This is a genomic window from Fulvivirga marina (assembly GCF_016775155.1).
Lineage (GTDB): Bacteria > Bacteroidota > Bacteroidia > Cytophagales > Cyclobacteriaceae > Fulvivirga > Fulvivirga marina.
The window spans coordinates 1-26,911 of sequence record NZ_JAEUGD010000004.1; the positions used below are offsets into that span (position 1 = coordinate 1).

The following is a 26,911-nucleotide window of genomic DNA, read 5'->3' on the forward strand; positions in this document are numbered from 1 at the left end:
AAAAACAGTTCAAATTTAAGTTGTTTTCTCTACTTTTAAACTGTCCTATTTTCGGGGGTGCTTACATTTTAACCTAACGGTTTGGCTATGCGCAGTGTCCCGAAGGGCACTGCGTATAGGTTATTGTGTAAGAAGCTGGAAAGAAAGCGTAAAAACCTTATTCGATTAGGAGTGAAACAAGGACAGGCATATGCCTGGAGCAGAACCCGAATGGGTGGATGGGCAGTAGCTCAAAGCCCGATTCTAGGTACTACAATAACCTTATCACGGCTCAAAAAGAAAGGGTATGAAAGCATGATGGATTACTATTTGAAATTCAAACCTGAAATTCAGTGAACCGCCGTATACGAGACCCGTACGTACGGTGGTGTGAGAGGCGCACCGTGGGCTTATGGCTCACGGCCGTCTACTCGATTAGCGGCTGCCTATTCCTCTAATCTTTTAAGTGGAATTATTTTGACAATATATTTTCCAATATCTTGGTTTTGTGTATGAACTCCATTTATTTCCAAATATTCATTATCAACATGTTTTATATTTTGCCATTTTGCTTCAAACACAGTAGGAAATAAATAAGGGTCTATATCACTTTCTAAAAGAGTTAATTGTCCATAACTATCGTAACCATCATATGTTACCATAATTCGCATCTGTTCATTAGTTAATTTGTTTTTTGCAGTTGTAATACTAACAATTGAGTTAAACTGAATAATACTATGACTATTCATTAATTCATGTTGCTGAACAAACTCCCTTAATTGCTGATTATTTATATATTTCTGTTCCATTTTATTTGCTATACCATTTTAGTTATTGTTACTTCTCTTTATTCTAGATTCAACTTCATTAATTAAAGCAATGTTTTTTTCAAACAATTGAAAATTGTTCTCTTGTTTAAATACACTGTCGATTTCTTCAAGTTTTTTAATACTATTAGTCATTGTGACCTGAAAATTTCTGTGATACTCATTGTATGAGTTTATAATTTGCTCATCAGAGATTTCTTTGTTTTCAATTGTCTCATTAAATATATTTTGGTAAGCATAATCACAAAGTTGTGATATGCTTTCAAGAATACTAAAATTCAAGTCATAAACGATATTGAAATTGTCAGGATTATAAACCATAAACCAATTTTCAATTATATTATTTAAGAGCAGTTCTACTTGATTGTAATTTTTAAGTGATGAAATTACTTTCTCAATGGAAGGGTTTAATCTTAGTATCATTGGATTGATGGAATTCCAAGTTGCAATTGTATTCGCAATGAGCCCAGGAATAGCTGTCATGGTTGGTCTCCGATTAACCTTATTAATTTCTCGTTGAATAAATAATCTAAAATCCAATAATGTCCTTCTTTTCCAACTTCCAAATATGTATCGATGCCTATGAATTGTAATGACTTCAACTCTATGTCTCCAACTTGTATCTGTAAAATTGCTTGAACCGTAATACAAATCATTTTCTGTCATAAGCCACTTCGAATGATTGTTCCCATTTAGTATTAATCCGATTCCATTTGTCAAGCAGAAATTAATTATTGCTGGTTGATTATTGTGATAACCTGTAAGATTAGGTGGTATCACCATTAAAACAGGTACTCCTTGTCTAACTTTTGCAAGAAGAATACTAAAGAAAGTATAACCAGCAGTCTTAAAAGTAAAATTGTAACCACCTACAATAATAAAAGAATTTGCGTTATTTAATATGTCTAATATTTCAGGTGTGATATCTTCACCGCTATCCTTGATGCCCCATATTGAATAATGATTGTTGCCTATCATAATATTGTTTTAATAGTTGGCTTGTTCATGTTTTTGCGTTGCTATATGTTTCTTAGGTTGCCGCTAACAATTGAATATGTGCAACGTTGCACATATTCACATTATATAAGCACTTAAATCAACTAACGCATACAAACGACAACAATCGGATTTATCAGCACTTTAATACACTCATTTCGCTCAACAGTCGTTTAAAACTTTCCCAACAGCACAATTTACTTTCGGAAAGTCATCTTTGCTTATGTGAACGAAATTTAAAGCTAGTCAATGCTGAACTACTTTGTCAATACCCAACCTTGGGTATATTGAGTAAAAAAATCAATGATTCCCTAATGCACATACGATAAAGCTATCCCTTGACAAAAATCAAATATCATGAACCAAGAATATAAAGAAACCCTATTAGTCATAAGAGCAGGACAAAAGATTGAAATAGATAACATGAGTTTCACCATACAGAAAACCTCACCATTCATAATGAAGGACGACCTGGCAGTTACCCTCTAGGGGAGTAAGCCCCATGCCATCACCTTGCACCCAACACGAATATTTAAATACAAAGACTACTTATGGAAACCTGAAAAAAGAGGGATCAAATTAAACACAACCGATGGAGGTTGCTTTACCCATTTCGATCCGTTTGATGAAAGAGAATATAAAGACTACCTGAAAGACGAACTAGCCAAAGAGGAGAAAATACATTGCATAAGCGCATTTATAAACACTGAAATTAACCCACGTATAAACTATGATTTTGATAAGGCATTTAGTGAGCTAGACGGGATAGGACAATGAAGGGGAGCGGGCGTTAGGAGCATTTTCAGGGAAGGCCAACCGTGAGCCTTCCCGGATTACTTAAATCACCCATTGGGCGGATCACCAAGTTTATCAAAAATGATTTGTATTTGCCTGGGGTTGTAATATCTCCCTGACCTTTTTCCTATCAGGTGTTGAAAAGGCTTTAACCAGGAATAGAATGTTTTTCTACTTACATCATAGGCCGCCGAAAGCTCACCTACCCCCATTCTTCCAAATGTCTTTGCGCTTTTAATATTTTCCTTCAACATATCTATATATTTTTTTGTTAACACTTTATTTCAGTTTACGGGAACCCTGGTTGAAATTTTCACCCTGCTTTCAAACTATGCCGAACTAGGTTGATTTGTACCGGACTATACAGGTTTATGCAGGATTATACATTAATTTACGGTTCAAATATTTCCATTTCCCCGCCCTGGTTAAACCTGCCGTTCTGTATGGCATAGCCCTTTTCCGGCACATGTATGATCACGTCTACGTCATGCTCAAACTCTTTACTGCCCCGTGCCCTGCCGTCCTGGGTGACTTGGGAAATGTAGACAAAGGATACACCCGGATTTTCCTCCTTCATTCGTAGCAGGTCGTCCGGGGATAATTTGAGCTTGGTAATACTGTCCAGGAATATAAAGTCATACCCTGAGAGATCACCAGGAATATAGCCACTGGCAATAAGCAGGTTCGGATGCGCTACGCCCTTCTCCCTTACCTTATCCTGTATGGTGTGGCCTATACCTTCCTCTTTGGTGAGATATAATACCCTGCCGTGGTTAGCGGCCAGATAACCGGCAAACTCAACCGCCAGATAACTCTTGCCAAACTTCGGTGCGCCATAGATCAGGACACTAAAGCCCGGCGTAGGATCACCTATGAAATCAAGCCACTTACCGGTAAACCCTAAAGTCTCAAACTCCAAACCCATGAGGTCAACACTGCTGATAATGCGTGTATCCTGGTGAAGATCTTCACCCGCACTAGTGCCTGGCTCCAGTCCCTCCAGTCCAAGTACTCCCTGCAACCCCTGCAAAGCTGTAGCACTAATTTTCAAGGGTTCGGTTCCCATGTGGCAACCGTAGGATTTAAGGCTTTCCGACACTTCCTGGACATACTTAAAATAGGGGTCAGCCTGGGTAATTTTCTTTTTCTTCTTCGCCTGGACAATGGCATTATACAACCGGGTGGCCTTGTCGCTGTCTACCTGCTTACCATGCATCCCGATATATCTTTTTAACAGCCTTACACTTTCCCGTACCTGCTCACTGCCTGTTACCTCTCTGAGCCTTTCCAGGGTCTTATTATCAATGCTTACCCGGATGGTCTTGCCCATCTTGTTATAAGTATTGACCGCCCATTTTTGAATGCCTTCGATCAGGTTGGCGTTAGGGCTGGTCTTCCGAATCTTCCGTTCCACAATTTTACGTTGCAAGGCATTCAGGAAAAGTAAAATGCTTTGCCTGGTCTTTTCCTTCCCGTGTATGTTCAGAACGCGCTTAAAAAGCAGGGTTTCTTCACCCAGGGCAATAAGCCAAACTAATAGTGATGTCCTGTCCGGATAAACAATGTAAAACACCTTAAAACGGTCTGTTACATGCTATTACATTTAAAATCTGACCATTACTGCTAAGTACGCTCAATAAAGGTAAAATAGGAATGTCTCAGGGTCGACGCGATGTTTATCCAGACCTGTGATCACGTAATCAATTTTGCGGTTGGGTTGCAATAGTTCTTCATAGGTTCTTGTTTTACGATTTAAAAATGATTGTTTTGTGTTTATATGTTTTATTGAAATAGTAATAAAATAATAATACACTTTATAATGTGATCAAAAGTAACATTAGGGACATTTAAGAACACTTTAGCGCCATTTGCACCCAAATATAACCTATATGATCATTTTATTAAACTTGTGTCATTAAAAAATGCTGCATGAATCAATACAATATTTTAACAAAAAATTATTTTGACTCTAACAAACACTAACACACGCTAACACTACTTAACACGAAGTCATTTGTCAAAATTTTCTACCGTTTCGGTCCGTTTCAGAAACTAGAAATTAGGGGGATCATAGTAAATTTTAATCACTTATGTCGGACTCAGGTTTGTAGCCATGGAGGGCGCGTAGAAAGTCAGTATATTTTTCAAGATGCTTACAGTTAAAAATATTACAAAATAAGTGCAATTTTTTACCAAAAAGAAAATATAATATCTGGTCTTATAAAAATTGGCTATACAATTACTATATAGTACTAGTATGGATAAAACTTACAGGTAAACAATGACGTGACAAAGAAGGCCAAAAATGGAAGGCTTGCTTAATATTTGAAAATAGATGATATAGAAACCAGGTTACCAAAAAATTGCCAGATAGGTAAGTTTGAATCATTTAAAGCAGAAGGAAGTCTTAACCCTAGATTAACACATAAAAGACCTCCTTCTTACTTATATTGATACAGGCTATGGAGTAAAATATTTTAATATTTTCAACTGGTAGATGCTTTAGTATTTTCTGCAATTCTCAACATCCTCATATTCCAATGCGACCGGAAAAAGTTTCTTTATGTAAGGTAAATCCTTAAAAATTAAGAAAGTTTATCAAAAGGACTCGATTACTAAAAAATAGCTCATAATACTCTTTAACTGGTAAAACGTATAACATATTTATTGATCTGTCACGGTTAAAAGCGTTTCTCAATCCTTATGATTAAAATAGACCTTTTTCAAAAATAATGTTCAAAACTTACATATGATTAAAAAGTGTATTCGAGTATTAATTTTATATAAACCTTACTAACAATAGATAATAAGTTACTTTGGATTGGCTCAGGACCACAAATGGTTTACGTTTGAAGGGTTCAATCAAAAAAACAAACAGCCTCATGAAAAATAACTTTAAAACCTTGATATCCCGATCATTGCTAGTACTCACGTTTTTAGGTTTCTCTTCAATATTTGTAGGTTGCAGTGATTCAAATGAAGAGGAACTGTTCAATGAGAATATCCAGCTTAATGATGCAAAAGACAACAACGGAGGTTCGACCAACGATCCAGAAATCATATGGCCCTCATGAATCCAGAAAAACTTACATAAGACATCTTCAAATTCATAATCACATTTTATAAAATGCCATTTGGTCCTACTATTGCAGGTAATCAACCAATCACCTGAAATACCATGACCAAATGGCTCCTAGTAATTTTACTACCTTTCTCTGCCTACTCCAAAACAGACAATGCATTATATTACTACCAACAAGCACAACAACTTCTTAAATCTGATCAAACCAAGGCTCTGGATTTACTGGAAAAGAGTATAGCTATCGCAGAAGTGAATGAAAATATAGAAGAATTTGCTAAAGCTTGCTACCTCGCCGGATGTATTTATTTGGTAAAAGACAATCAATACAATGCACTTAAAATGTTTTATGATGCACTTAAATCTAAAAATGATACGATTAGATCAAATGCATTTAATAATATAGGCGTAACGTTTTTTAAAAGTTATTCCTATAGAAAAGCGGTTGAATTCTATTTGAAAGCACTCAGTCTTAAACAGCAATTAGGCGAGGTTAAAACCATACCAGCAATATGCAGGAATTTAGGAATGTCATTTCGTTATTTAGAGAAATATGATTCAGCTCTTTACTTTCATAAGAAGGCTTTAGCATACTATGATCGAAATATAAATACTGAACATTACTCACTCACATTAAATGATATTGGCTTGGTTTATAAAGCTGAATGCCAATATGAGTATGCCATAGACACTTTCCAGGAGTCCATTGCCATGCTTGTAAAAGGCGCTCCGTATTACGATGAGCGATTCTTGCAAGCCACAACCAATATTGGTGAGACGTATGCTCTAATAGGTATGAATGATCTAGCACATGAGCATTTTCTAAAGACTTTAGTATATATTGACAACTTTGACCACTGGACTGAATTCAGACTATTAAATAATCTTGGCTCAATAAATAAAGTGAAAAAGCAATATGACAGTGCAATTTACTACTATGAACAAGTGGTTCATTTAGCTGCACCAGGGAAAACAAATATGGAAGATCAAGAATATGTGATGGCTCATGAGCAGCTATCATTTATTTATGAATATTTGGGGGAAAGTTCTGAAGCTATAGCCCTTCTTAGGGTACTAACAACGCATCATAAGCAAGTTTTAGATAAGGTTGCGAACCTTGACCAATTGCATAAGCAGTATATGGCACAATTGGCCTTATATGAAATTCAAGTAAAGCAAAAGCAGGAAAAACTTGAATCAGCAAAGCGTTTAAGGGTCATTATTAGTGTTGCAGCAACAATTTCACTTATGGCATTAGCTATTTTTATTATTTGGCTTAGAAAAAAACTAAGAAACCGTATTGAGGAGCACCAGCGACGTGAAAACATTTTCGTGCACTGGTTAGAAAGCTGGTAGTATTTATTTATTCGATTTGAATAAATGAAGCATCTTTTCCCGCTCCTCACCCAAACGCACTACTTTATCATTTAAGGTATGGTTTCGTTCTAGGATACTGATAACCATTTCCTCAAGCTCATCTAATTGGCTCTCGGAACCTGATGTTTTAATCTGCTTAACTAATTTAATAAGCTCGCTATATCCTAGAATTGGTTTTGCTTTCACATCGTCACGCACCTTATCTGTTTCCATTCCTTCTAGCACAAATTCATAACTTGTCCGGCAGACTCTTATGAAGTTATATAAAAAGTCAAAGTCAGGTTTAATATAATTACTTTCAATTTGAGTTACCTTTTGACGACTTACACCGGTTAAGCTGGCTAGTTTATCCTGAGTAAAACCAGCCTCCTTACGCTTTAAACGTACCCTTTCCCCGATGGTCAACAAATTTTCCATGCATTAATGTTTAAATATTTTGCAAATGATCAAAATTTGATCTATTATTGAAATGCTAAGGCAACTAAAATACATAAAATGATATAAATAACAACAGGAGGTCTAACGTGATTAATTCTCCGAATTTCAGCTCAGAAATGTATTTAAAAATGATCCATCACAGCAGGCACGATCGAGAGATTAAAGCAGCGGTACGGTCAATTAGGCATATTCCTTTATTATGGTTGGCCTTTGAGACATTGGAGTCTAAATATCCGCTAAATCAGCTTAACGATGTGGTCGGCTTTCGCAAGAGACAAAGTACTATCGAATTTGCAGATAAGAGCCGGGTTCTAGCTCGGCTATATTTTGAAGAATCCAACTGATGTTGGTTTAGGTTGATTAGCCATAGCAGGAGGCAAACGAGCCTCCTGACTATGGCACTAAAACATTAAAAACATGGAAAACAAAAACACTACATGGGAGGAGTCCGTGCAGCGCTACCAGCAATTGCTGGACGCTCTTAATCAACTTGTGCAGGACACGAGTCGTTTAGCGGGGAGTTATGAGAAAACCAATGTGGATTTTGCTCAACTCATCTATGAAAACGGCCTGTATGAAATCATGAAAAAGGCCGACCTGCTCAAAGAATACGAACGCGCCTTTGAATTCATGCACTACAGCCTCAAAGGGCAGGTAGCTCAATTGCAACAGTTCCGTAATATCCTACAACATCTATCGATTAAAGACCCTGTGAACATGCCGGTAAACTGAGTGATGAAAATCTTTGATTACACGCACCGGCTCAAGGGAAACTACTTTATCAATGCTAAAAACAAAGTGGTATTGATAGATATGGAATACAGAACTATTAAACCTTCAAGTTTCTCTCTTAAGCTTTTCTTTCGGATCAGTTCCGACCAGCTTAAGGAAATACCACCGGATAGTTCCCTATATCAAAACATACTTGCAAGATATACACAACTCCTTGACAATCTAATCCTTATGGATTAAGACAATAATTAATATAATTTTATTAATTTAATTTATAATATTTATATCTACTTTCGGCATTTCCAAAAGTAATCTTACTTCAATCTTCAATTAACCATGACACCTCAAAAACTTCTAATCAGCACCCTGTTTGTTATTATTTCATCCTTTATTCCCGGCTTTGGCCAGGGGGACGCTCCCACTCAGGCACCCGAGGCAGGCTTCCAGCTTGGTAGCGACATTACTGGCGGGGCGGTTAGCGCTGTCAATCTATTCACCGGAGAGGTCAGCTTTCCACTCAACCTCGTATCTCTCCCTGGTAAAAACGGCATCACTCCCAGTGTCAATATATCTTATAATTCCGCAGGTGTCAGCCGGCAAGCTGCGGTTTGGAACAAGGACGCCCCTGCCGGGGTGATTGGGTTGGGCTGGCAAATGGATTTCCCGAAAATCATTGTCGATCACAAACAAACCGGTACACGGGAAGATGACGATTTTTACCTGATGGATGGCGGGGTCAGCCAAAAACTTGTACTGATCAGGAACGGGGCTATCCAGCATTACACGACAGAGCAAAAATCAGCGACGGCCATAACTTATAACCCTGCGCTTGAAGAATGGAAGGTGGTTAGTGGCGATGGTGTGATCATGACTTTCGGTAATAAAAACAGCAATCGCAACACTATCCAGTGGGTTGTAAAGCATGACAACTGGATTGGCAGCACCATGCGAACTTCCAATGCCTCATCGATGGCCTATGTCTGGAACCTGTCTGAAACGCAAAATCGCCTCGGTGATAAAATGTCCTTTCAGTATGAGGTTACTGATCAGTTAGCAGGCGGCAAAAAACAAACAGAGGCTTGCTACATTAGCCAGATCGCCGGACCGACAGGTGCTAAGATCAACTTTATTTATACTGATAAGCAGGCGGGTGAGTATGCAGAACCTCATTTGGAAAAGGCCGAACCGGATGCTTACCAGGAAGTTTACCAAAAAAGATACCTGCACCATATTGATGTGATCAACCCTTACGGGTTAAAGCTGAATACCGTCAGCTTTACCTATGAATTGCTCGGCACAGGGAATAGCGCCAAACGCTTATTAACCGCGATTAAGTCTACCAACAGCTTCGGAGAAACCTCGCCCGGTATTACGTTTGAATATGAGCGTTCAGGTGGCCTCATAGGCAAAATATCCTCTATCACCGAGGCTATGGGAAGTAATGTCAATTATCATTATGCACCGGTTACGCTTTCGCAGTCGGAGCGCTTTAAAAGCATTACCGCGCCTACGGGTTTCGGGGCACCTTCGGTATGGCAGGGCAATAATTTTGTGCTGGCAGGCTGGCATGAGTTGGATGCTGACGGTAAAGCCAAAAAATCCGGCGCAACATTCAAGCTACAGGCTCACACTTGGGATGGAAGATGGATCAGCCGGGATATTTTTAATATCAACAACGTAGTTTATGAATATGGAAGCTACAGGGATATTCAGGTTGTGGCTATGGGGGATTATTTCGCTTTTCTTAAAAAGAATTCCAGTCAAAGCTATTCGTTTTATGCTTATCACAAAGACCCGCAGCGACCTGGAGAATGGGTAAGCTTCGGGCAAAGCGTTGATGTAGGCAGTGGCCAGCCCACTCTGATGGGCGGTGATAATTTCGTGGCCGTGGGAGAGCGTGAAGACGGTGATTTGCACATCATCACATGGAATGGCTACGATTGGGAGAAAAAGGTTATTGCTTATACAGGTAATAAAGAGGTTTTTAATTACACGGCAGCCAATAATTATATCATTCGACATAGTACCTACGGCAGTGATGATGTGGAATTATATCATGTCAATGGTAAGCGTGAATGGACGCGCGCAAAATTTCCTGAGAGCCATGTCGTTAATACGCACCCTGAGGATTTGGTGCGGTGGTATGCCTCCAACTCCTTTGCTGTATTGATCGGTGAAAGTATTTTTCTAAACAGCAACAAGTTTATTTTTAACTGGGATGAGAATTACAACGTTAATCAGCGCACCGATATTGACATACTGGACAATGATGCCATTATAAATATCGTGGGGAATGACCTGGTTGCCTTTAAATTCCCTCAAACGCAGATCAAGGCCTTCCGCTACGATGGCGGGCAATGGAGAAGTACTTCGGGCATGCAATATATGTATGCCGCATTTAGCGCCCCTTCCTACGGTGAGGATATTATTCTTTATACCGATAAAGATAGCGGCATTGGCAAGCGCAATATCTATAATCCCAACACCAACTCATGGGGTGGAAGTGTAAATGTAAGTGGTGGTGGCTATCAGCAAATGGCCGGTCCCGATGGGCTGTTCTATAACAATTACAAATTTTACAAACGCCAGGCTAATGGCACGGTATCACAACTGGCAACAACTTCTAATACCTCTTTGCGTGGCAAGCCCCATTACGGCATAGGCATGGAGCCTTTCGCTATCTACACGTCGGGAAGTGACAGCTATATCCAAAAGTTTGACAACGGTGCTGATGCAGGGCTGATCACACTAACAGGCCGGAAAATAGACGGCCCGCCTTGTGATGGCTTTAACCTGCTTTCCCGTCAATATGTTAGTGGTCAGATCATTGCTTCATATAACGGCAGTTGTCCTGACCGGGCAACGAACCTGCTACTGAGCTATCTGGCAGATGGTCAGGTTTCAGGGCAGATTACGCGACAGGTGGTCAGCAAAGTAGAGGTCAATGACGGGTACCAATCAAGATATACGGCCTTTAGCTATACCACCAACACGGCCAAGGCGGATGTGAGCGGTATAACCGCGCAGTTTAATAAGGCAAGGGTTATTCCAGGAAGTAATAGCGCTTCATCTACGCCATACGGCTATACGGACACGTATTTCTTTAATGGCTTAAGCTCTGAGGAAAGTAGCCTCCCCTTTCCGGATGAACAGGCCAACCCCGGTTTTCATTTGGGCGCATTGATGGGGACGACTTATGCTGCCTACGGCTATGATAAGGATGGTAATAACGTTTCGGTCAGCAAAACAACCTTTAAAGGATTTTTATTCCTTAATTATAATGAGGCCGGAGGCTTGCAATACCAGTCGCGTTATATCAGACCTGTTCACCAATATAATCAGGTGGATGGTTTAAGTACCGAAACCCGCTACACTTACAATACTGAAGGGCAGAAAGCCACCATGGTGGCCGAAAACTATAACAGTTCGGGTAGTAAAGATGTCATCACCACATTTTCCAAATACTGGTGGGAGGTTTATGATCCGAACCTGACAGGTACATTCCTGGGGCCGGTGGTACAAACCAGTGAAAAAGTGAACAACACGACGATTGCCAGCACAGCGACCCGCTGGAAAACGCATACCGGAAAAACTACCGCTCCGATGCCTTACCGCAGCTATACATGGAAAGGTACCGGCTCTCCTGATTTCAGCGCCTGGAATGGTGATCCGTCAACGTCTGATTGGCTCATCACAACTGACATCACCGAGAGGGACCAGGACTTTAATATTGTCAGCACCAAAGATATGGATAATCGTTACACCACGAATGTCTATGACCACCATGGTGTTCAGGTTGCTACGGTTTATAATGCGGCTCCTTCAGAAGTGCTTTGCGCTGATTTCGATGATCACGACCTGACCAATAGTTCAGGAAACTGGACGGCCTCATCCCACTGGCAATTTGACAATGGGACAATGAGGTTTGATAACACTTCCCAGAACGCTAACCTTTATAGCAATAAAGCTGTCAGTACCTCTAAGAAGCAGATTGCAGAGTTTGATTACAAGCTGATCCACAGTGCTGGCTATCTGGCCTATCATTTTGGAAAGCAATCGGCGGCGCATGCACCTCAAAACTCGGGCTACACGGTACGTATCTACAGCGATGCCATTAAGGTCTATTACACCGGAACCCTGCTTGAGAGCTACACTTTTACCAATGATAAGCAATGGCACCACCTGACTGTACGAAAGGGTGGTAAGATCAAGGTGATGCTGGATGGGGTAAAGATCATAGAGACTCTTGCTTCTTATGCTTTGGGTTCATACGACGGAATATACGCCACCTCCGGCAAAATGTATGCAGATAATTTCAGGCTTTATCCTGAAGGTGCCTATGCTACCAGTACCTCATATGAGAAAGACCACCTCTATGCTACCGCTTCCATTAGCAGTGAAGGACTGATAACACGTAAGCTTTATAATAGCCTCGGCTATGCGGTGGCTTCCATAGGCATTGACGGTACACCGTTTTCAACCTCTGCCGGGTATAACGGCTATCGTGAAACAGGGAGCTTCAATACCGCAGACCCACCCAGCGCGCATACCACTACAATAAAAGCCAATGCCGGGTTTTACGAGGATTTTACGACTGATAACCCGCACTGGAAATATGAGGATTACAGCAACGGGGCAACACCTGTATTTAAATTTGAAAATGGTGAACTAAACGTAACCAGTAGCGGCGGGGCAACCAATTCGCAGGCCGATATTTATTACATGGATATGTTAGAGGAGCTAACGGGAAACGTGGGTGTAGAATTTGATGTGCGTACGATCCAGCCCGGCAATAACCATGCTTTGGGACTGGCCCTGGGCGGCGATGGATGGGACGTGCGCAATGGAGGTGCTGAAAATGCCGTATGGCTCGATTTCTCTACAAATAAGCTGCAAACCCATAATGGTCAGTGGAGCGCTATAAAAACAAACCTGAAAGCGGGGACCACTTACCGGATCAAGGTCATGGTCAACACGGAAAGGGGTACGGCTGATTATTTTGTGGACGGTAGGCTTTATCTCAACGACCTGCCGTTAAGGGCTAATACCAGCGGCATACAAAAGATCGGCTTTCTCCACTACAGCTATGGCAGTGCCAGTGCATATGCTATCGATAATGTGGTAGTCTATGCTGATCCTATAGAAAGCACTACCTACCTGGATGCTGCGGGTAAAGTACTGCAACAGCAGGGCAAGGAAAGTGACACCACTTTATTGGTCAGCCAGCAGCTTTATGATGCGCTCGGACGGGGCGATGTCACCGCAAAACTTACGCGGGTAACAGGGGATTTTGGTTATCGTCCGGATTTTATCACTAGCTATAACCGTAGCAACGGTTACATGTATGGTGAGGTAAGGGAATTGAACAATGACGGTTATTACCCTTACAGCGCCACCCGGCATGAAACTTCACCGTTAGGCAGGGTTTTAGAAAAAAGCAGCCCTGGGGCTACTTATAAGTTGGGGTCGGGTAAAAACGGAAGTATTGAATATCTCACCACTTCGGATATTGATCTGGGCTATCCGGGGGGTAAATACAGCGTGGTAAAAACTTTTTCTCCTGATGGTAGCGAGCAAATTACCATGAGTGATCTGGCAGGCAATGTAATTTTGGAAAAAGCTGGCCCTGTTATCGGTACAGACCAGGAAACGCATTATACGGATAAGACTGTAATGAGCGGGCAAAGTCATGCGTTTTCTGTCCCTTTCAACAGTGAGGTAAGCTATGCTTATGCGGATGTGGAGACTTATAAAACTCGGGTAAAAATAGGTACTACGCCGGGCGCTGGAGATATTGTGGATGGAGAGGTCAATGTGTCTGGCACGTTTCAGGCGCAGGCCAATAAGACCTATTACGCGACGGTAATTTTTGAATTGCCGGAGCCGACATTATATTACGATCTCGATTGTATCACGATCATCGAATATGATCCCAAGTTCTGTTTTGATGAAAACAACTGCCGGATATTATGTGTCCCGGATATTGTTTACTACGATTATGATTGCAGCACGCCGATAGACTACAATCCTGATTATTGTTTCAATGCTCAGAATTGTCGGATCAGTTGCGGGCCGACACCGGTCAGGTATTACGATTATGATTGTCGTACGCCTATTGCCTATAACCCGGACTACTGTTTCAATAACAAGTATTGCCGTATTACGTGCCCTGCTCCCTCAGTGGCCGATGCTCAGGCAACGTTACTAAATGATAAATCATATCTAAAACTGACATACGCTGATGGTAAAGTTTGGGTGGATGGCCATACAATTTATGCCACGACTACTTATAAGTATGACACTTATGGTCATCTGGTTAAGGTCTATCCGCCCAACTTCCACAACCCGCCGAATAATGAGGTGGACAGGAATGCTTATATCAAGACGTATGCTTATGACTTCTTAGGCCGGGTGAAACAGCAAAACGGCCCGGACCAGGGTACTACAAAGTCTCTTTACAATGAGAACACAGGCCGCCTGGTATTTTCTAAGGATGGCAAAGGCATCATCAGCTATTTAAAATATGACCAGGAAGGGCGTGTGATTGAAAGCGGTATCTATACGGGAACGTGGAATGAAAGCGCACTTCAAAGCCTGGCTAATGGCGCTGGTCCGGCGGTTTCCGATACGCAAGTGAGGCAATACCATACTTATGAAACCGCTTTTGGGAATGATGTTTTCCACCGCGGGGAGCTGATCAGGACAGCAACCTATTACGAGGGTAATAACGATGCTGTAAATGAGTATTTCACGTATGACCGTTACGGCGTGAAAACCAAAGGGCTGCGGGTTAATAATTACAGTGAGGAAACGGTAACACTGAGCTACGCGAGGAATAACGTCGGTTCCCTGATTGAAGAGGTGGTGCCTGGCTTTGGAACCCTGAATTATAGTTATGACAGGCTGGGCAGGCTGGTTGCTATTGGTGAAACCGATGCACCTGAAACCTACGCCTCTTATACCTATGGCCTGAATGGCGGGCTGAGCCAGGAGAAGCTGAACAACAACAGCTTTGTCCGTAATTTCAAATATGATGGCACGGGTAAGTTGGTACAAATTGATGATCCGTATTTCAGGGAGGATATAAGCTATAGTGCCAATGGCTATGGCGGGGACGCTTATCATTCAGGACTGATAGCCCGAACGACTTATAACTATAAAGGTGTTTCTACCCTTAAGGGGGCACCGGCCAGCTATTATTATGCGTACCGCTATGATAAGCTAGGCAGGCTTGTGGTGAGTGACAACAGTGCGGATAATAATTGGGACATTGGGGTCGGGAGCCCCACCGGCTATGATCCTAACGGCAATATCCTTCGTATAAAAAAAGGCAGTACGCAGCAGCATTACAGCTATTATAACAACACCAACCGGGTAAGCCGCATTTCCGGCAGCACGGATCAGTTCAGCTATGATGCCAATGGTAACATTACCAGTTCGCAGACCAAACAATTAAGTGACATTACTTATGACAGCTATTTCAATAAGCCGTTAAGTACGGTTTATGAGGGTGGTGTGGCACGCTATCGCTATAGCGCGGATGGTGAGCGCGTGATGAAGACCACGGTTCCCAATGATGGCAGCGATACACATTATACCTTATATGTCAGGGGCATGAATGATTATCCCATGATCGAGAAGGAGCGGATTGATGCAGGGGACTGGCATACAAGGTATTTTATTTATGGGCTTACGGGGCTGATCGCTTCTAAAACGGTAACGGCTTATGCCAACGCGGGCTTTGCGCCGAGTACCGCTACTTTTGAAGCAGATAAACGGGCAGATGAAGAGCTGGAATTTGGTGAATCTTACCGCCAGGCACCTATTGTCAATGCCAGTCTTTTCAATGCCACGAAAGCAAAGGGTGCATCTTATGCCCTGAAGCTTACCGGGGAAGCGGGTAAGAAAGTTGGGGTAACGAAGATGCTGCAACTCTATCATGGTGATACGGTGAAGATGACTGTATCTGCCAAGTACCTGAAGGCTCCTGAAAACAACAAAAGTTTTGTGCCTGCTGCATTGGCGGCGGAGCTGGTGCAATCGCTTGGTATCCCTGCCGGGGCGGAAGGTAATTTGTTTCAGGCGGCTTTTGAAAATGCGCTTTCCATAGGGGCGGCAGGGCTACAGGCGGATGAGAAGGGTGTGCCGCAAGCGTTCCTGAATTACATCTTTTTTGACAAGCATATGAACCCGGTAAATTATGGTTATAAGCCGATTACCGAAGGGGCTTATGAGGATGGCACTGATCGCAGGCATGAGGTCATAGAGCTGGAGATGGTGGCCGACCGTGAGGGGTTTGCGGTGGTCTATGTGAGCAATGAAAGTCGTGAATATAGCGAGGTATATTTCGATGATTTTTCAGTGCAGCAGGTTTCTGTACCGCAGGTGAAGTTCTATAGCAGGGATCACCTGGGTTCTACGCGGGTGGTAGTCACGGCAAGTGGTACAGTGGATGCACGCTATGATTATGATGTACTTGGCAATATTGTAAGGCAGGAAGAAGGGTTTATTCCTAATGTTTACCGTTATACTGGTCAGGAATATGATGCAGAAACGGGCCTGCATAATTACAGGGCAAGGTTTTATGACAGTGACCTGGGCCGGTTTTATGCCGTAGACCCGCAGGGGCAGTTCCATAGCCCTTATACGGGCATAGCAAACAATCCTGCTAACTTTACTGACCCGTCGGGGGAAATCGTCCCCTTAATTGCGATTGGTATTGGGGCGGTCATTGGCGGTGCGATCAATGTAGCGATGCACTGGAATAAGATTGACGGTGCTGGTGATTTTGCTGTGGCCTTTGGTATTGGCGCAGTGGCCGGGGCTGTAGGTGCTGCCACCGGGGGAGCGGCTTTTACGGCTATGGGTGGTGCAGCTGCCGGAGCCGGAGGCTTTATAGCAGGCTCTATCGGGGGTATGGCCGGATCGGCGGCATCCATGCCGATACAAAGCATGGGAAATTCCTTGTATTTCGGTGATCCTTACATGACGGCTAAGGACTATGCAATTGGTATTGCAGCCGGCGGATTCATAGGAGGAAGTTTTCAGGGGATTAGTGCTTTGTATCACGGAAGAAATTTCTGGACGGGTGCGTTTGGCTCTCCAAGCCCTGTAGTAGCACCTACCGTACCTACTATTGCCAGACCTGAAATTCCTGATACTGAGCTTTTACCTATGCCGCTAAGCGAGGTTAAAAAGGCTCCATTGTCCAGTACAGCGCCAAAAGCAGCGCTGCCGAAAGATCCGCTAGGAGCAAATGGAATGAAGATAGACGGGGGTGATTTTCTCGAAAATACTTTATATTTGGATGAGGTAGCGGTAACGGCTAAGGAGGTCGTCAGAGAGAGTGTTCCGACAGGAAGATTCTATTCTGTTGCCTTTGAAACCAAGTTAGCAAGTAATCTTTATCCAGGTAAAGGTTATTACTCTCACTTTAAAGCAGCCAATACCGCTTTAAGCAAGGCAATGACTTCCGATGCGACATTCGCAAATTCAACGTCTAAATTGGGCATATCAATTCCTCGTTCACCAACAGGTAATATATTAGGGAAATCACCTACTAATTGGGTATGGCATCACGACGTTGGTACGGGAGTTATGCAATTAGTTCCTAAAGTACAACATACATCCGGGAGTATATTTTGGAATACAATGCATCCAGATGGCGTAGGAGGAATGTCAATTTGGGGAAGATAATCGTAAATAATAATAGATATGAAACTAGTCAAATTAATAAAATACTTAACTAATCCAGAACAGTTAGTAGAACTGTATAAAGAGCAGGGATTAAATACAGAATCAGAAGCATTGCTAATCTATCTCCGAGGAGCTTTAGAACTGGAAGCTGATATCGCCTTTTTTGAAATTGAAGAAACAGAAGATGACCTTGTTTTTGAGAAAGGAGGAATTCAGTACATTCAATTATTTCCTTTAGATTATGCAATAGAACTTATTGAGTCTGACTTAGACCTGAAAAATAAAGGGTATTCTGATTTAGAGATCGCCCAAAGGCTTTTAGAATACAGACAAAAAGATGCCTAATATGAACATTGAAAAGAACCCTTCGCTCAACAAAGCGGATATTGAAAAGTTTACTTCTGGTATCAACTTCAAATTACCGTCTGGATACTTGGAATTTATGCAAGCATCAAACGGCGCAGATATTAGCTTTGATAATGCATATTTGCTGCTTTGGCCGTTAACAGATTTGATCCAGCTAAACCAGGATTATGGCGCGGAAGAATTTGCCCCAGGTTTTTTCCTTATCGGCTCTGACGGCGGGGAAATGGCCTATGCAATCTCAAAAGAAACAAGCCATATTTACACCATGCCATTTATCGGTATGACTGATGAAGATGTTACACTTGTGAGTAGTGATTTTAATGGATTGCTTTTAGAACTTGAAAAATAAACTTTGATAAGCGGTCTTCGGCAAAGCGGAGGCCGCTATAAGTAAAAAGAGACACTCCATCCATAAGACAGTTACAAGAGTTATAGCTTTCCCTTGGATACATACGATGACCGTTCAGGCATTCTTTAACAATCCTGAAAACATGATTTCAATGAAAAGGGATTTTCCCAAAAGATAATTAATGAGGCGCAATTATAAAATTGCCTATAGTTCTGAACTTTGCATAGTTTTTGAAAACATCAAAATGATATAAATTAAAATATCATTTTGATGTTTTTTTGAATTTTAGTTATCATTACCCTATGAAGGATACACTAGATAACTATTTTGGAACAGCCAGTACAGCCCTAGCCGTACAGTTATACCATGAGCTAAACGAGAATAACGTTTTTACGGTAAAAGAAACAGGCTTTTCCTCCTTACTGTTAGGTAGGTGGGCTGACAAAGAAATCCTGGATAATTATAGGAGTAATTCAGGAACCCATAAGAAATTTACCTACATAGAATTCATATGGGTAAAAGTTATTGGACAACTCATAGGCATGGGCGTCCCTCCAAAGCTTATCAAGCCCGCGAAAGAAGGTTTATTTGCGACTATCCCTACTAATGCAGTAAAAGACATATTAACCTCTTACCCCGATCTTCTAAAGGTAATTCCAGACGGAGAGGAAAAAGAAAGGATAACCGCTCTGATAGGTCAAGAATCAAGCCTGGATATTAAAAACGAATCCCTAACGCTTTTCGCTCAATTGGTATGTGAAACGATCATTAACCAAAATCCTATTGCACTACTGTTTTTTACAGATGGTTCCTGGATGCCATGGTATGAGAATAATCCCGGCCTCTATGATAGTGAAGAGCTACAAAAAGTAGCTTTCGAAACCCACACCAAAGTATCGCTATCCAAACTAGTAAAAGATTCTTTTCTATCTGAAAACGTTGATTACCTACTACCTAAATTAAAGATTTTTACCGCACCTGAAATTAAGCTATTGCAGGTAGTCGGCTCTGGTGAGTATGAGTCTATTAAGATACAGTTCGGGGACAAGCAAATTAAAGGTTTGGAACTTACCAAGCGACAGAACGTCCGGCGTAAAATAGTGGATATATTGCAGGATTCCAGCTATCAAAATATAGAGATAAAAACCCATAACGGGCTAGTTACTACCCTTACCAACACGGTAAAAGTGAAATTTTAACCTTTACCCTACGATCAGGGGTATCTACATGTATGAGTGCTGCACTTGAAAGACACAAGAAAAGCACTTGCCACCATGTAAAACGTGAAATCAAATAAGAAGAAAAACAATACAAATAAAGAAAAACTAACGGCAGAAAATTTAAGGGGATTTAAAGGGTTTGAGACGATTCAGGAAGAAGAGGCCACCCACATTGTAAATTCCATAAATCAATTTGCGGCCATAATTGCCGACAATATATTAAACAACAAAGCTTATGAAGAAAATTGATAACCCGGTTTTTGAAAAACATTTTGCGAAAAAGAGTAGGGACAATCGTATTCCTCAAAATGCTCTGTGCGTAATTTACACACGGGTATCTACTAAAGGACAAGAGGACAATACAAGCCTTGCCTCCCAAATGCGCTACTGTATGGATTATGTAGATCGCAGTAAACTAACACTTATAGAGTGTTTTGGGGGTAAAAGTGAAAGTGCCTCAACAGAGGAACGGGAAGAGTTCAAACGTATGTTGGCTTTTGTCAGGAAAAGGAAAATATCTAACATTATCGTTTATAAAGTAGACAGGTTTTCACGTTCTGGTGCGGGTGGTATATCAATCGCTGAAGAGTTAAAAAGCAGGGGGCATATAATCCACTCGGTCACGCAGCCAGGAGACTCTACAACACCGGTTGGCGGTTTAAACCAAAACCTGCAATTCCTTTTCAGCAACTACGAAAAAGAGGTCATAAAGGAGCGTTGCCAAAATGGTATCAGAGATTCCTTAACAAATGGTGAATGGGTCGGCCATTGTCCTTTTGGTTACACTCAGGTCGGTATTAAAAAAGATCGGAAATATGTAATTAATGAAGAAGGTAAGCTGATCCGAAAAGCCTTTGTTTGGAAGGCCGAAGGCAAGACCAGTGAGGACATTTTGAAAATGCTCAAAAGCCGAGGCATAAAGCTATACTCCCAACACTTATCACGGATATTCAGAAACCCTTTCTATTGCGGGCTTATTTCTCACTCAGCCCTTAATGGCGAAGTTTACAAGGGAAATCACCCCGCACTGGTGAGCCAAGAACTGTTTCTAAAAGCCAACAAAATATTGCAAGGCAATACCCAAGGCTATAAACATAACCAGGATGAAGAGCATTTAAGCAACCTGCCTTTAAAGAACTTCGTGAAGTGCGCCAAATGTGGTGTTGCTTACACCGGCTATCTGGTAAAGAAGAAGGGGTTATTTTATTATAAATGTAACGGCAAAGGCTGTAAATGTAACAGGAATGCCAAAGTAATGAATAACCTGTTTGAAGAATTCCTTTCTTCTTACAACCTGAACCCCAATTTAACAGACCCTTTAAAGTTTGCTCTGGAGTATTACCTTGATGCAATGAGCGAAGAAAGTGAGCAGGATACAGAAGTATTGGAGAAGCAATTAAGAGAGGTGCAAAAAAAGCTAGACACTATTGAAGAACGGTTTGTGCTATCTGAAATTACAACTGAAATGTTCCAAAAGTTTATGCCCAAGTACAGGCAGGAGAAGGAGCAAATATTGAAGGAACTAGGAAAATACGAAAACAATTTATCGAACCTTCAAAATAGGGTTGATGAAATAGCTCAATCAACTTCTAATGTATTGAAAATGTGGAGGTTAGGAAGCTATGAGAATAAGAGAAAGTTGCAAAATTTGGTTTTTCCTGACGGAATCCATTATGACCGTGAAAAAGACAATTATCGAACTTTGCGAGTGAATAGCGTTTTTGGTCTAAGTCGCTATATTTCAGAGAATTATAGGGATAAAAAAACGGGGACAAAAGACTTGATTGCCTGTTTGTCCCCTTCTGTAGCCCGTAGGGGAATCGAACCCCTGTTACCAGGATGAAAACCTGGCGTCCTAACCCCTAGACGAACGGGCCGTTTGTTTAAGGTGGTGCAAATATATATTGCCGGATTTTATTTGCAAAACCTTGCCTCAAAATTTTTTAAAAATTTTTCAATGTTTTTTAAAACAGCCATTTAATTGGTTTTACATCCGTCGTATTGTATTTTTGCCCGCGAAATATAACAGTAACTATAACCCACCTAATAATGACTAAAGTTGCAATAAACGGTTTTGGAAGAATAGGCCGATTGGCTTTCAAATCATTACTGCAAAAAGACAATGTTGAAGTAGTAGCTATTAACGATCTTACTGACATTGCTACACTTGCCCATCTTCTTAAGTATGATTCTATTCACGGTAAATTTAACGGCACCGTTGAAACTACCGCTGACGGACTTATAGTAAATGGCAAAGACATAAAGGTTTTAGCAGAAAGGGATCCTGCCCAATTGCCTTGGGGAGACATGAATGTAGATATCGTACTTGAATCTACAGGAAGATTTGTTGACGAAGAAGGTTCTAAAAAACATATAACTGCAGGCGCAAAAAAGGTAGTAATATCTGCTCCTGCCAAAGGTAATATCCCAACTGTTGTACTTGGGGTAAATGATGACATCATTACTGGCAGTGAAGAGGTTATATCTAATGCTTCTTGTACTACTAACTGTCTTGCTCCTGTTGCTAAAGTATTACATGACAACTTTGGTCTGGAAAGTGGTTTTATAACAACTATCCACGCATATACTTCAGATCAAAGCTTGCAGGATGGACCTCACAAAGATTTGAGAAGAGCAAGAGCTGCAGCAATCAACATTGTACCTACTACTACTGGAGCTGCAAAGGCCGTAGGCTTGGTTCTTCCTGAATTAAAAGGAAAACTGGATGGCAATGCTGTTCGTGTACCGACACCTACAGGTTCATTAACTGACCTAGTTTGTACTTTAAACAAAGAAGCATCTGTTGAAGAGATCAATGCTGCCATGAAAGCAGCTGCAGAAGGTCCTATGAAAGGTGTGCTTGAATACACTGAAGACCCTATCGTGTCTACTGACATCATTGGAAACCCTCACTCTTCAATCTTTGATTCACAAATGACCTCTACCAATGGTAAATTGGTGAAAGTAGTGAGCTGGTACGACAATGAGGCTGGATACTCAAACAGAGTAGCAGACTTGATTTCAAGACTTGCTAAATAAGTTTACAACTTTATTTATATAAAAAGCCCGAAATCACTTCATTTTTGATTCCGGGCTTTTTCTTGTCTTTTTTTTTACCAGAGAACCTATGCCAATGACTCCATCTGCGATTCCGTTGCATCAAGGTTGTGGTACACTTTTTGAACATCATCATCGTCCTCCAGTGCATCTATCAATTTCATTACTTGTTCAAATTGTTCATCATCAACAGAAACAGTGGTAGCAGGTATTCGTTGAAGTTCAGCCGTTTCAGCCTCCAAACTCAACTCATCCAGCTTAGTCTGCATATTCCCAAAGTCTTCCATAGCACTGGAAACTTCAATATAACCATCATTAAACACAACATCTTCCGCACCTCCATCAATCAATTCCAAAGTAAGATCATCCTGATCCATACTTTCAGTCTGCTTAATCAGAAATATACCTTTCCGGTCAAACATGTAATCAACAGAGCCATTTACCCCCAGACTACCTCCATACTTTGTAAATAGGGATCTTACACTAGCTACGGTACGATTCAAATTATCAGTAGTACACTCTACAAACACAGCAACTCCAAATGGAGCATAGCCTTCATAAGTAAGCTCTTCATAATTAGCACCATCACCATCAGACTTCTTTATAGCCCTATCAATATTTTCCTTAGGCATATTCTGCCCTTTGGCATTCTGGATAGCCAGTCGCAATCTCGGGTTAGCTTCCAGATCAGCCCCTCCTTCCTTAACCGCTACTGAAATTTCTTTAATGAGCTTCGTAAATATCTTTCCACGTTTTGCATCCAAAGCCCCTTTTTTCCTTTTAATGGTTGACCACTTACTGTGTCCTGACATAATGTTTTTCTTATCTCAACGAATTAAAACTTTACATTTTTGATGTCTGATGATGTTTATACCAGATGTTCAGTATAACTCCTGTTAAAACCACCAGCATACCAACGTAAGTTATAAAGTTAAAAGTTTCTTCAAAAATCACCCAACCAAAAGCCAGGGCATAGATGATATTGATGTATTTAAGGCTAGCCACTTTTGACAATTCTTCGGACTGGTAAGCCTTGGTCATAAAATACTGAGCCACTTGAGTAAGCACCCCTATCAGTAAAAGCAGGAGCCATTCCCACCCTTCAGGGCTAACCCAATCAAACATCGAAATAGTACCCGTAACAGGTAGTGTTACCAATGGGAAATAAAACACAATCACTAATGGGTGCTCATTGGTATTCAGCTTACGAATAAAATTATATGCCAATCCGGAAAATAAGGCCGCAATGATTCCTATACCCAGATAAAAAGGTGTAATCCTGGGGTCAAACCCCTGAATAATAATAATTCCAACGAAAGCTAAAACAAAAAATAACCACTGCAGTGGCTTCACCTTCTCTTTGACTATAAAAACACCTAATATAGAGGTGAAAATTGGAGACAGAAACTGAATAGTTACAGCGGACGCCAAAGGAATAGCCTGTATGGTAGCAAAATACAATATGAGGGCAACAGCACCGCTAGCTCCTCTTAAAAGCAGAATCTTTTTATTCTTGCCCCATATACTAACTCCTCCTGCCTTTAAAAAACCATAGCTCAACACCAGAGAAACTACAGACCTAAAAAAAACCACTTCAACCGCAGGTATGTCAGGTACCATTTTAACAAAGACATTCATCAGGGCAAAGAAAAACCCTGCAATCACCATGTATCTAACCCCTTTTGTAAACATGTTGCAAATAAGAGGCAAAAGAGTGAGAAAGGAAATTATATTTGTAAGTTGCAAGGCCCTGCCACCATATTAACAACAGATTACGTTAAGCTTTATTGATTTTATTGATGTATCCCGAACTCTTCAAAATTTCATTACCAAACTTCTTTTCAGGTTTTCTAGGTGATTATTTCACTGTTTATTCATACGGCTTTTTTATCGTTATCGGAGCGATTTCGGGTGTTTCATATGTTACCTATGAAAGCAAAAAACTATTTAACTTATCCTTTGATAAAATCAACACTCTCTTTCTACTACTTTTAATTGCAGCTATTGTAGGTGGTAAAGTATTCTTGATTTTTGAAAAACCTTCTTATTATTTAGACCACCCAGACGCTCTTCTAACAGGTAAAGGTTTTGTTTTTTATGGCTCTCTCCTTTTCACAATTCCTGCGATGCTGCTTTACTTCAAAAAGCAGCATCTTCCCATCCTACCTATGCTGGACATAATGGCTATAACTACCTGCATTGTTCATTTTTTTGGTAGGATTGGTTGTTTCATGGCAGGGTGCTGTCATGGTATAGAATGGCATGGTCCTCTGGCAGTGGTTTACTCAGACCCTTCATGCCTGGCTCCCCTACATACTTCTATGCACCCCACTCAGCTTTACAGTGCCTCAATGATCCTTTCCATTCTTATAACTTTGCTTTTCATCAAAAAACATAAGAGTTTCAATGGCCAGCTTTTTCTATTGTACCTTATGTTTTATGCAATTGGAAGATCTATCATTGAAACATTTAGAGGAGACCTAAGCCGGGGTTATGTGATAGACATCTACCTATCTCATTCTCAGTTCATTTCTTTATTAGTATTCATGGCAGCTCTCTACTTTTACTTCAAAATCAATCCTGGCAAAAAATCAATATCCTGAGAATTTCCTTTGTAGAGGATTCGTTATATTTACTGTCTACTATATAATTTAGTTGGAGTCATTATATGCTTGATTACTACAAAATATTTGGCATTCCGAGAGGATCCGATTACCCGGTAATCAAGTCCGCCTACAAAAGGCTGGCTATTAAATATCATCCTGATAAAAATCCGGGTAATAAGGCTGCCGAAGAATTCTTCAAAGTTATCAATGAGGCCCATCAACTATTATCTAAGCCTGATCAAAAAGCGCAGTACGATCTTTTACTGGAATATTATTATCAAAAATATAGTGCTACCTACCAAAGGACTTCCTCCAAACACTACAAACGGCCTACTCCCAAAACAGAGCGAAGCATATATGACAGGTATGGAAAGTACAGTTGGAAGAATACTCCCAAGTACAATACAGCTCCTAGCTATCGTGTGGATCGCAACTATTTCAAAGTACAGTTTCTAACCCTGGGCCTGGTCGCATTAGTATCTATCTTCGTCATAGCGATATCTTGGTACAACCAACACCTTCATGACCTCAAAGTATCGGAAATTAAAGCCAAAAACGAGAAAACGCTATCGGAAGCCCAACTATTATATGACAAAGGTCAATATCGAGTGGCACTTACCACAATTGAAGAACTTATCAGGGAGAATCCCATAGACCCTCAATTTTATCATGAAAAGGAAGACATGGTTGCCAGCCTATTCAACCTTACAACTCAATTGTACAGGCAGGCTGATTATTCTCGCGCCATTAAAAACCTTGAAGTCCTTCGGGATTATCAGTCTCCTATGCGTTTGGCAACGTGGAAAATGATGGCAGACTGCAACTTACAGTTAAATAATTACAGCAAAGCCATTCACGCACTGGAATACATTTTAATTAGAGATAAAAGAAATATAGAACTGATTATTTCAATTGGAGACATCTATCACACCAAACTGAACAGGAGCAAAAAAGCACTAGCATACTACAATAAAGCTAAATATTTGTTCAAGGAGTTTCAAAGCGCATCTTATGGAGAAGCTTTTGAATTGATCATGCCTGTAGAGAAGACCCCTGAGATTTATTACGAGTTATTTAATAAGCGCGCTGAAGCCAATAAAGCTATAGGTAATTATGAAGAGGCTATTACCGACTACAACTGGGCTATTTTTCTCCATCCGAAAAGAGGACAGTCGTACTTACTCCGGGGCGATTGCTACAGGAAACAAGGGAACATCGAAAAGGCATGTAAGGATTTCAAGCGATCCGAAGAATTAGGAAACAATAGCGTACAATCACTACGTCATAAATATTGTATTTAGACTAAATTTTATAGTTAACCACAAACAACTCCAACTATTTCAAACAAATCTTTTTTTACATTGTATAACTCCGTACTTTTATATTAAACGAGA

23 protein-coding genes and 1 tRNA gene are annotated in these 26,911 nt (G+C 40.8%); 16 read left to right on the forward strand and 8 right to left on the reverse strand.

Features of this window, described 5'->3' with window-relative positions:
- Positions 1-87 precede the first annotated feature (87 nt).
- A complete protein-coding gene (locus tag JMN32_RS01795; protein ID WP_238354309.1) occupies positions 88-336 on the forward strand; it encodes a hypothetical protein in 249 nt (82 codons plus the stop codon).
- Between the two features lie 89 nt (positions 337-425).
- On the opposite strand, the gene JMN32_RS01800 is transcribed toward JMN32_RS01795, so the two are convergent.
- Together JMN32_RS01800 and JMN32_RS01805 are read right to left on the reverse strand one after the other, a co-directional pair.
- Entirely contained in the window at positions 426-788 is a 363-nt protein-coding gene (locus JMN32_RS01800; RefSeq protein ID WP_202854569.1) for a hypothetical protein, read from the reverse strand.
- Positions 789-806: 18 nt separating this feature from the next.
- Complete coding sequence (locus JMN32_RS01805) at positions 807-1,784, reverse strand: phospholipase D-like domain-containing protein (protein WP_202854570.1); 978 nt, start codon at positions 1,782-1,784, stop codon at positions 807-809.
- 375 nt (positions 1,785-2,159) lie between these two features.
- On the opposite strand from JMN32_RS01805, the gene JMN32_RS27460 reads away from it, so the two are divergent.
- Together JMN32_RS27460 and JMN32_RS01810 are read left to right on the forward strand one after the other, a co-directional pair.
- On the forward strand, positions 2,160-2,291 hold the full coding sequence (locus tag JMN32_RS27460) for a hypothetical protein (protein ID WP_262896689.1): 132 nt from the start codon (positions 2,160-2,162) through the stop codon (positions 2,289-2,291).
- Between the two features lie 24 nt (positions 2,292-2,315).
- A complete protein-coding gene (locus JMN32_RS01810; protein ID WP_202854571.1) occupies positions 2,316-2,579 on the forward strand; it encodes a hypothetical protein in 264 nt (87 codons plus the stop codon).
- Between the two features lie 65 nt (positions 2,580-2,644).
- Here the strand turns inward: JMN32_RS01810 and JMN32_RS01815 are convergent, their stop codons facing one another.
- Together JMN32_RS01815 and JMN32_RS01820 are read right to left on the reverse strand one after the other, a co-directional pair.
- Positions 2,645-2,875, reverse strand: coding sequence for a hypothetical protein (locus tag JMN32_RS01815; protein ID WP_202854572.1), 231 nt, complete (start codon positions 2,873-2,875; stop codon positions 2,645-2,647).
- Between the two features lie 113 nt (positions 2,876-2,988).
- On the reverse strand, positions 2,989-4,170 hold the full coding sequence (locus JMN32_RS01820) for a P-loop NTPase family protein (RefSeq protein WP_202854573.1): 1,182 nt from the start codon (positions 4,168-4,170) through the stop codon (positions 2,989-2,991).
- Between the two features lie 1,309 nt (positions 4,171-5,479).
- Between JMN32_RS01820 and JMN32_RS01825 the strand changes: the two genes are divergently transcribed.
- Together JMN32_RS01825 and JMN32_RS01830 are read left to right on the forward strand one after the other, a co-directional pair.
- Positions 5,480-5,671, forward strand: coding sequence for a hypothetical protein (locus tag JMN32_RS01825; protein WP_202854574.1), 192 nt, complete (start codon positions 5,480-5,482; stop codon positions 5,669-5,671).
- Positions 5,672-5,775: 104 nt separating this feature from the next.
- Positions 5,776-7,032 (forward strand): tetratricopeptide repeat protein, encoded by a 1,257-nt coding sequence (locus JMN32_RS01830; protein ID WP_202854575.1) that lies wholly within the window; start codon positions 5,776-5,778, stop codon positions 7,030-7,032.
- Positions 7,033-7,035: 3 nt separating this feature from the next.
- Here the strand turns inward: JMN32_RS01830 and JMN32_RS01835 are convergent, their stop codons facing one another.
- Entirely contained in the window at positions 7,036-7,470 is a 435-nt protein-coding gene (locus tag JMN32_RS01835) for a helix-turn-helix domain-containing protein (RefSeq protein WP_202854576.1), read from the reverse strand.
- Between the two features lie 438 nt (positions 7,471-7,908).
- On the opposite strand from JMN32_RS01835, the gene JMN32_RS01840 reads away from it, so the two are divergent.
- From JMN32_RS01840 to JMN32_RS27675, 8 genes are all read left to right on the forward strand, one after another.
- Positions 7,909-8,223: a hypothetical protein gene (locus tag JMN32_RS01840; RefSeq protein ID WP_202854577.1), complete on the forward strand. Its 315-nt coding sequence runs from the start codon at positions 7,909-7,911 to the stop codon at positions 8,221-8,223.
- A gap of 3 nt (positions 8,224-8,226) precedes the next feature.
- A complete protein-coding gene (locus tag JMN32_RS01845; RefSeq protein WP_202854578.1) occupies positions 8,227-8,463 on the forward strand; it encodes a hypothetical protein in 237 nt (78 codons plus the stop codon).
- Between the two features lie 96 nt (positions 8,464-8,559).
- Positions 8,560-17,919, forward strand: coding sequence for an RHS repeat-associated core domain-containing protein (locus tag JMN32_RS01850; protein ID WP_202854579.1), 9,360 nt, complete (start codon positions 8,560-8,562; stop codon positions 17,917-17,919).
- Positions 17,920-17,937: 18 nt separating this feature from the next.
- Complete coding sequence (locus tag JMN32_RS01855; protein ID WP_202854580.1) at positions 17,938-18,264, forward strand: hypothetical protein; 327 nt, start codon at positions 17,938-17,940, stop codon at positions 18,262-18,264.
- Between the two features lies 1 nt (position 18,265).
- Complete coding sequence (locus JMN32_RS01860) at positions 18,266-18,634, forward strand: SMI1/KNR4 family protein (RefSeq protein WP_202854581.1); 369 nt, start codon at positions 18,266-18,268, stop codon at positions 18,632-18,634.
- A 302-nt stretch (positions 18,635-18,936) separates the two neighbouring features.
- Positions 18,937-19,833, forward strand: a complete 897-nt coding sequence (locus JMN32_RS01865; protein ID WP_202854582.1) for a hypothetical protein — start codon at positions 18,937-18,939, stop codon at positions 19,831-19,833.
- 84 nt (positions 19,834-19,917) lie between these two features.
- Positions 19,918-20,103, forward strand: a complete 186-nt coding sequence (locus JMN32_RS01870) for a hypothetical protein (protein ID WP_202854583.1) — start codon at positions 19,918-19,920, stop codon at positions 20,101-20,103.
- Positions 20,090-21,697, forward strand: a complete 1,608-nt coding sequence (locus JMN32_RS27675) for a recombinase family protein (protein WP_394369145.1) — start codon at positions 20,090-20,092, stop codon at positions 21,695-21,697. The genes JMN32_RS01870 and JMN32_RS27675 overlap by 14 nt, the downstream gene beginning before the upstream one ends.
- Here JMN32_RS27675 and JMN32_RS01880 read toward each other — a convergent pair.
- A tRNA-Glu gene (locus tag JMN32_RS01880) sits at positions 21,660-21,731 on the reverse strand. The two genes, JMN32_RS27675 and JMN32_RS01880, sit on opposite strands and share 38 nt — an antisense overlap.
- A gap of 172 nt (positions 21,732-21,903) precedes the next feature.
- On the opposite strand from JMN32_RS01880, the gene gap reads away from it, so the two are divergent.
- Positions 21,904-22,893, forward strand: a complete 990-nt coding sequence (gene gap, locus JMN32_RS01885; protein ID WP_202854584.1) for a type I glyceraldehyde-3-phosphate dehydrogenase — start codon at positions 21,904-21,906, stop codon at positions 22,891-22,893.
- An 86-nt stretch (positions 22,894-22,979) separates the two neighbouring features.
- On the opposite strand, the gene JMN32_RS01890 is transcribed toward gap, so the two are convergent.
- On the reverse strand, positions 22,980-23,723 hold the full coding sequence (locus tag JMN32_RS01890; protein ID WP_202854585.1) for a YebC/PmpR family DNA-binding transcriptional regulator: 744 nt from the start codon (positions 23,721-23,723) through the stop codon (positions 22,980-22,982).
- Positions 23,724-23,754: 31 nt separating this feature from the next.
- Positions 23,755-24,603 (reverse strand): DMT family transporter, encoded by an 849-nt coding sequence (locus JMN32_RS01895; protein WP_238354310.1) that lies wholly within the window; start codon positions 24,601-24,603, stop codon positions 23,755-23,757.
- A gap of 107 nt (positions 24,604-24,710) precedes the next feature.
- Between JMN32_RS01895 and JMN32_RS01900 the strand changes: the two genes are divergently transcribed.
- Positions 24,711-25,514, forward strand: a complete 804-nt coding sequence (locus JMN32_RS01900; protein WP_202854586.1) for a prolipoprotein diacylglyceryl transferase — start codon at positions 24,711-24,713, stop codon at positions 25,512-25,514.
- Positions 25,515-25,579: 65 nt separating this feature from the next.
- Entirely contained in the window at positions 25,580-26,818 is a 1,239-nt protein-coding gene (locus JMN32_RS01905) for a J domain-containing protein (RefSeq protein WP_202854587.1), read from the forward strand.
- Positions 26,819-26,911: the final 93 nt, after the last annotated feature.

Bases quoted from the DNA above. Each gene is read 5' to 3' on its own strand.
- JMN32_RS01895 (WP_238354310.1), bottom strand. From the start codon at position 24,603: ATGTTTACAAAAGGGGTTAGATACATGGTGATTGCAGGGTTTTTCTTT.
- JMN32_RS01835 (WP_202854576.1), bottom strand. From the start codon at position 7,470: ATGGAAAATTTGTTGACCATCGGGGAAAGGGTACGTTTAAAGCGTAAG.
- JMN32_RS01900 (WP_202854586.1), top strand. From the start codon at position 24,711: ATGTATCCCGAACTCTTCAAAATTTCATTACCAAACTTCTTTTCAGGT.
- JMN32_RS01845 (WP_202854578.1), top strand. From the start codon at position 8,227: ATGAAAATCTTTGATTACACGCACCGGCTCAAGGGAAACTACTTTATC.
- JMN32_RS01805 (WP_202854570.1), bottom strand. From the start codon at position 1,784: ATGATAGGCAACAATCATTATTCAATATGGGGCATCAAGGATAGCGGT.
- JMN32_RS01855 (WP_202854580.1), top strand. From the start codon at position 17,938: ATGAAACTAGTCAAATTAATAAAATACTTAACTAATCCAGAACAGTTA.
- JMN32_RS01890 (WP_202854585.1), bottom strand. From the start codon at position 23,723: ATGTCAGGACACAGTAAGTGGTCAACCATTAAAAGGAAAAAAGGGGCT.
- JMN32_RS01795 (WP_238354309.1), top strand. From the start codon at position 88: ATGCGCAGTGTCCCGAAGGGCACTGCGTATAGGTTATTGTGTAAGAAG.
- JMN32_RS01830 (WP_202854575.1), top strand. From the start codon at position 5,776: ATGACCAAATGGCTCCTAGTAATTTTACTACCTTTCTCTGCCTACTCC.
- JMN32_RS01860 (WP_202854581.1), top strand. From the start codon at position 18,266: ATGAACATTGAAAAGAACCCTTCGCTCAACAAAGCGGATATTGAAAAG.
- JMN32_RS01840 (WP_202854577.1), top strand. From the start codon at position 7,909: ATGGAAAACAAAAACACTACATGGGAGGAGTCCGTGCAGCGCTACCAG.
- JMN32_RS27675 (WP_394369145.1), top strand. From the start codon at position 20,090: ATGAAGAAAATTGATAACCCGGTTTTTGAAAAACATTTTGCGAAAAAG.
- JMN32_RS01850 (WP_202854579.1), top strand. From the start codon at position 8,560: ATGACACCTCAAAAACTTCTAATCAGCACCCTGTTTGTTATTATTTCA.
- JMN32_RS01800 (WP_202854569.1), bottom strand. From the start codon at position 788: ATGGAACAGAAATATATAAATAATCAGCAATTAAGGGAGTTTGTTCAG.
- gap (WP_202854584.1), top strand. From the start codon at position 21,904: ATGACTAAAGTTGCAATAAACGGTTTTGGAAGAATAGGCCGATTGGCT.
- JMN32_RS27460 (WP_262896689.1), top strand. From the start codon at position 2,160: ATGAACCAAGAATATAAAGAAACCCTATTAGTCATAAGAGCAGGACAA.
- JMN32_RS01865 (WP_202854582.1), top strand. From the start codon at position 18,937: ATGAAGGATACACTAGATAACTATTTTGGAACAGCCAGTACAGCCCTA.
- JMN32_RS01825 (WP_202854574.1), top strand. From the start codon at position 5,480: ATGAAAAATAACTTTAAAACCTTGATATCCCGATCATTGCTAGTACTC.
- JMN32_RS01905 (WP_202854587.1), top strand. From the start codon at position 25,580: ATGCTTGATTACTACAAAATATTTGGCATTCCGAGAGGATCCGATTAC.